Raw genomic sequence first — 5,537 nt, forward strand, 5'->3', positions numbered from 1 at the left:
ATCGTGGGAGAGGGTTATGGAGAAATTTATTTATGAAATAGTAAAAGATCCGACTGTATTTGCGCAGAACAGACTTCCCGCGCATTCGGATCATGTTGCCTATAGATCCATGGAGGAGATGGATTTTGGGCAGTCAGGCTACAGACTCAGCCTTAACGGAGCCTGGCATTTCCACTACGCCAGGAACTTTGATGAAGCTCCCGAAGGCTTTTACGAAAAAGATTATGATGTATCAGGTTGGGACAGGATAAGTGTCCCTTCCCACATTCAGATGGCTGGATACGACAAGCCTCAGTACGTGAATATCCAGTATCCCTGGGACGGAAAAGAGGCTCTGACTCCGCCGCAGATACCTACAGCCTTTAATCCCGTGGCGGATTATGTAAAGTTCTTTTCCCTTCCTTCAGACTTTAAGGGGGACAAGGTGTGCATTTCCTTCCAGGGAGTGGAGAGCGGATTTGCACTCTGGCTCAACGGGGAATATGTGGGTTACAGCGAGAACTCTTTTGACCCGGCGGAGTTTGATCTTACGGATAAGCTGATAAAGGGCGAGAACAAGCTGGCTGTTCGTGTATTCAAGTGGACACCCTCCAGCTGGTGCGAGGACCAGGACTTCTTCAGATTCTCCGGGATCTACAGAAACGTGTACCTGTATCTGGTGCCGAAGGCCCATGTTTACGACCTTTCGGTGGAGCCGATTGTCTCTGAGAACTTAAAGAATGCCAAGCTTAAGTTCAAAACAAGAATGAACGGCAGCGGCACCATAGATGTCAGCCTTTCCTTTGAGGGCGAGAAGGTCCTTGGGGGAACAATTCCCTTTACCTCAGATACTGAGACAACGGGAAGCCTTAATATCAATGATCCCGTGCTGTGGAGTGCAGAAGAGCCAAACCTGTATGAGCTGCTTCTTACCGTGAAGGACAGTGCAGGCAAGGTCAGCGAAGTCATAAGACAGTACGTTGGATTCAGAAGATTTGAGATGAAGGACGGCCTGATGCTCCTTAACGGAAAGCGCATTGTATTTAAGGGCGTGAACAGGCATGAATTCAGCCATATAAACGGCCGCGTTCCAAGCAGGGATGAGCTTCTTACAGATATCATCACCATGAAGAGAAACAACATCAATGCCATAAGGACCAGCCATTATCCCGACGATTCGGCTCTGTACGAGCTGTGCGATAAGTTCGGTCTGTATCTTATTGCGGAGAACAACATGGAGACCCACGGAACCTGGGAGCCTTATGACAGGCATTTTGTTGGAGAGGAGTATCTTGTTCCCAAGGACAATCCAATCTGGGAGGGGATGCTTCTTGACAGGATCAATTCCTGCTATCAGCGTGACAAGAACCATCCTTCTATCCTGATCTGGTCTGTTGGAAATGAGTCCTACGGCGGAAGCATCATTGCGAAGATGGCGGACAGGTTCAGGGAGCTTGACGGCCACAGACTTGTTCACTATGAGGGCGTTTTCAGGGACAGAAGCTATCCCGGAACTTCCGATATGGAAAGTCAGATGTATCCTTCGGTGGCTGCCATCAAGGAGCATTTAAAGGAAAACAAGGACAAGCCTTTTATCTGCTGTGAATATACCCACGCCATGGGCAATTCCTGCGGCGGCATGCACCTTTACACCGATCTTACCGATACTGAGCCAAGGTATCAGGGCGGTTTTATCTGGGACTATATCGACCAGTCCATACTTAAGAAGGACAGGTATGGAAAAGAGTTTGAGGCCTACGGCGGAGACTTCGGTGACAGGCCAAATGACGGAAACTTCAGCGGAAACGGTATTGTTTACGGCGACAGAACACCTTCGCCCAAGATGCAGGAGGTCAAGTTCAACTATCAGAATATTTCTGTTGAGTTTGAGAAGAGCGGCAAGAAGTTCAAGGTCATCAACAAGAATCTTTTTGTTAATACGGATGCCTTCGACTGCTTTGGAATCCTTCTGGCAGACGGAAAAGAGATTGCAAAGGTGAAGCTGGATGTTAGTGTTAAGCCACTTTCTTCGGGAAGCTTTGCCGTACCTTCGGAAATCCTTGAAAAGGTAGCGGGCTTTGGCGAAAAAGAGGCGGTGTTCACTGTTTCTTTTGCCCTGAAAAAGGATACGCTCTGGGCTAAGGCAGGACATGAGGTTGCCTTCGGACAGGCTGCCCTCAATAAGGTGTCCTATAAGTATAAGAGCAATGCTCCCATAAGATTTGTTATGGGCAACAACAACCTTGGAGTTTATGGCGAGAACTTCTCCTGCATGTTCACATATCCTGCAGCAGCGCTGGTTTCCTATGTGTACTGCGGAAGAGAGATGATCGAGAAAACGCCTGCGCCTAATTTCTGGCGAGCTCCTACCGACAATGATAACGGCTATATGATGACATGCCGTTATGCTCAGTGGAAGATAGCAAGTCTTTACAATACACTGAAGGGACCATGGGTTCTTCAGGGTGAAATGCCTGAGGTGAAGCCTGATAAGAACAGCATCAGTATCACTTATAAGTATCTGCTTCCCACAACGCCTATGGCGATGTGCTTTGTGACCTATGAAGTGTACGGAGACGGTACCATCAGATGTGAGATGAGCTATGATGCGGTAAAAGAGCTGGGTGATATGCCTGAGTTTGGTATGATGTTCAAGCTCAATGCGGATTACGATCAGGTTACCTGGTACGGCCTGGGACCGGAAGAGACCTATGCAGACAGAAAGCAGGGCGGAAAGCTTGGCATTTATCATAATGAAGTTAAGGACAACATGGCGAAGTATCTTATGCCACAGGAGTGCGGCAACAAGTGTGATGTAAGATATGGCAAGGTTACTGACAGGAAGGGACACGGAATGATGTTCTTTGGAAAGCCTTTCTACTTCAGTGCACTTCCTTTTACACCTCACGAAGTGGAGAATGCAATGCATTCATATGAGCTTCCGCAGGTTCATTACACGGTAGTAAGGGCAAGCCTGATGCAGATGGGTGTTGCAGGAGATGACAGCTGGGGGGCTAGTCCTCATCCGCAGTACCTTCTTCCGAATTCGGGAAATATTAAATTTGAGTTTTTCTTTAGGGGTATTTAATATATGGGGACGGTTCTTTTTGACTTACCTGGTAACAGAGGTTAAGGGAACCGTCCCGTTTTTTCTTATTTTTTAATTTTTAATATAATGTTAGGTTCTGTATAATAAGTATATACTTAAATAGTTCTTAATTTACTGCGATTGTTGATTTGTATAACAACGGAGACAGCTTAAAGAATGACCGATCAAATAAGGACCATAAATCTGATCCTCATAACAGCAGGTTTTGCCATATCACTTATTGGACTTTTTCAGGTATGGATAAACCGCAATATTGAAAAAAAGACGGGAAGGTTCATTGCTGCGTTGTTTTCCGTGCTGAGTCTTTATATCATCTTTATCCTCATCAGAGAACTCATCTACTTTAAGACAGAGTACTTCTGGGTTTTGCTTTCCCGCTTTGTAATGTTTGGCCAGGCTTTTATAGCTCCTTTGCTAATGGTCATACTAACTGCTTTTCTGCTGTATAAAAGTGGCGAAGAAAGATGGATGAACCACATGATTTTTGGCGTGTCAGTGGCTCTTTGCATAGTTTATACAGCTCTTTTGATCTATAACATCTTTTCCGGGAAAATATACTATATTGATGCCGAGAATGAGTACCGAAGGGGACCGTTGTTTCCTGTATTGGTTTTACCTACACTTATTATTTCCTGTGTTAATCTTTCCACCCTCTGGTACAGAAGAAAGAGCTTAAGGCCCAAACAAAGACAGGCTTTTCTGGTATTTTCCATAGTGCCTATGATTGCAATGATCGTGCAGTCAAGATTTTTCGGAATACATATCATAGCTCTGAGCACAGTTATCTCAGCCGCGTTTTTGCTTGTCCATATCATAAGCGATCAGACAGAGAGGTATTACATTAAAGAAGCTGAGAATGCCAAGCTAAAAGTTAACATACTTCTGGGGCAGATCCAGCCTCATTTTATGTACAACAGCCTTACGACAATTAAACACCTTGTTGCCACGGATTCAGAAAAGGCGCAGAAAGCTATGGATGATTTTATCCTGTATCTGCGCTATAACATGGATTCAATGACGACCGATAAACCTATTCCCTTTGAACAGGAGCTCAACCACGTCAAGGGCTATATAGACCTTCAAAAACTGCGCTTTGGCAATGACCTTTCGGTTGAATATAATATTGAATTTACAGATTTTAAGATACCTACGCTGACTCTTCAGCCTCTTGTAGAGAATGCGGTTACTTACGGAGTAAGAAAAAAATCCAGCGGTAAGGGAACCGTCACCATTACCTCAAAGCGCGTAGATGATCATGTGGAAGTAATTGTTGAGGACGACGGTCCGGGATTTGTTCTGGAAAAAGTATATGAGAATAAGGAGAAGTCTCATGTAGGCATCATGAATGTTAAGAAGAGAGTCGAAAGTGTTGTTGGCGGTGAACTGATAATCGATTCTGTCATGGGGCGCGGAACAAAGGCTACGATCAAACTGGCTTTGGGAGAAGAATAATGCTCATTTTTGCAATAGATGATGAAGAACTCATCCTGGAGGAAACCCAAAAGGTAATTGAAAAAGCTGCGCCGAATGCGGAAATATTGACGTTTGGCAGAGCAGCGGCTGCTCTGGAAGCAATTAAAAGCGGTCAAAGGCCTGATATGGTATTTACCGACATTGAAATGCCGGGAATCTCAGGGCTTGATTTTGCTGTTAAGACAAAAAAACTCTCACCATTAACAAGGATTGTATTTATAACAGGATACGAGGAATATGCCATAGAGGCCTTCAGGATAAAGGCTCAGGGCTACCTGTTAAAGCCGGTAACTGTAGAGGATGTAAAACGTGAGCTTGAGTATCATCCGCCTGCCGAAAAGCCTCCGGTTCAGGACAAGCTGGTGGTAAAGTGCTTCGGACACTTTGATGTATACTGGCACGGCGAACCTGTTATATTCCAAAGAAAGCAGTCAAAAGAAATTCTGGCCTACCTTATAGACAGAGAAGGCGCTGCCTGTACTCCCGGTGAAATAGCCCTTGCCCTTTGGCAGGACGGGGGAGACACCCAGGCAGAGCAGAACCGCATCAGGGTCATCATCAATGACCTTAAGAACACGCTAAAAAGCATAGGAATGGAGCAGGTGCTCATAAGGGAGCACAGAGAGATTGCCATAAGGCGTGACCTGGTGGACTGCGACTATTACAGGCTTCTAGAGGGAGACGTGGAAGCCCTTAACGAATACAGAGGCCAGTATATGGCTGAATACAGCTGGGCCGAGATGAAGAATACAACAATACATTTTGATGATAAATAGACCAATGGGACGGTTCTCATTGGTCTTTTTTTGTCAATTTTGGTGAAATTAGAAACTTTTAAGACTTTGTTTAGATAGTTAAGTAAATTATCAGAAAACAAGCCGTTATTGTAATGAGTGTGTAATGCGCCATCGTTGATAATTAATTTAAATATGGATAACTATGTCCAAAATTAATTTTCAATTATGGAGTTGCCATT

At 44.8% G+C, this 5,537-nt stretch carries 3 protein-coding genes; all 3 read left to right on the forward strand.

What is annotated here, in order from left to right; all coding sequences use genetic code 11:
* Positions 1–16: 16 nt before the first annotated feature.
* The 3 genes from T456_RS0101955 to T456_RS0101965 all read left to right on the forward strand — a co-directional run bounded on the left by T456_RS0101955 (position 17) and on the right by T456_RS0101965 (position 5,337).
* Positions 17–3,067 (forward strand): glycoside hydrolase family 2 TIM barrel-domain containing protein, encoded by a 3,051-nt coding sequence (locus T456_RS0101955; RefSeq protein WP_024864673.1) that lies wholly within the window; start codon positions 17–19, stop codon positions 3,065–3,067.
* A gap of 177 nt (positions 3,068–3,244) precedes the next feature.
* Positions 3,245–4,540: a sensor histidine kinase gene (locus T456_RS20925; protein ID WP_024864674.1), complete on the forward strand. Its 1,296-nt coding sequence runs from the start codon at positions 3,245–3,247 to the stop codon at positions 4,538–4,540.
* Positions 4,540–5,337, forward strand: a complete 798-nt coding sequence (locus T456_RS0101965) for a response regulator (protein WP_024864675.1) — start codon at positions 4,540–4,542, stop codon at positions 5,335–5,337. Before T456_RS20925 ends, T456_RS0101965 begins: the two co-directional genes overlap by 1 nt.
* Positions 5,338–5,537: the final 200 nt, after the last annotated feature.

This window comes from Butyrivibrio sp. FCS014 (assembly GCF_000526935.1).
GTDB lineage: Bacteria > Bacillota > Clostridia > Lachnospirales > Lachnospiraceae > Butyrivibrio.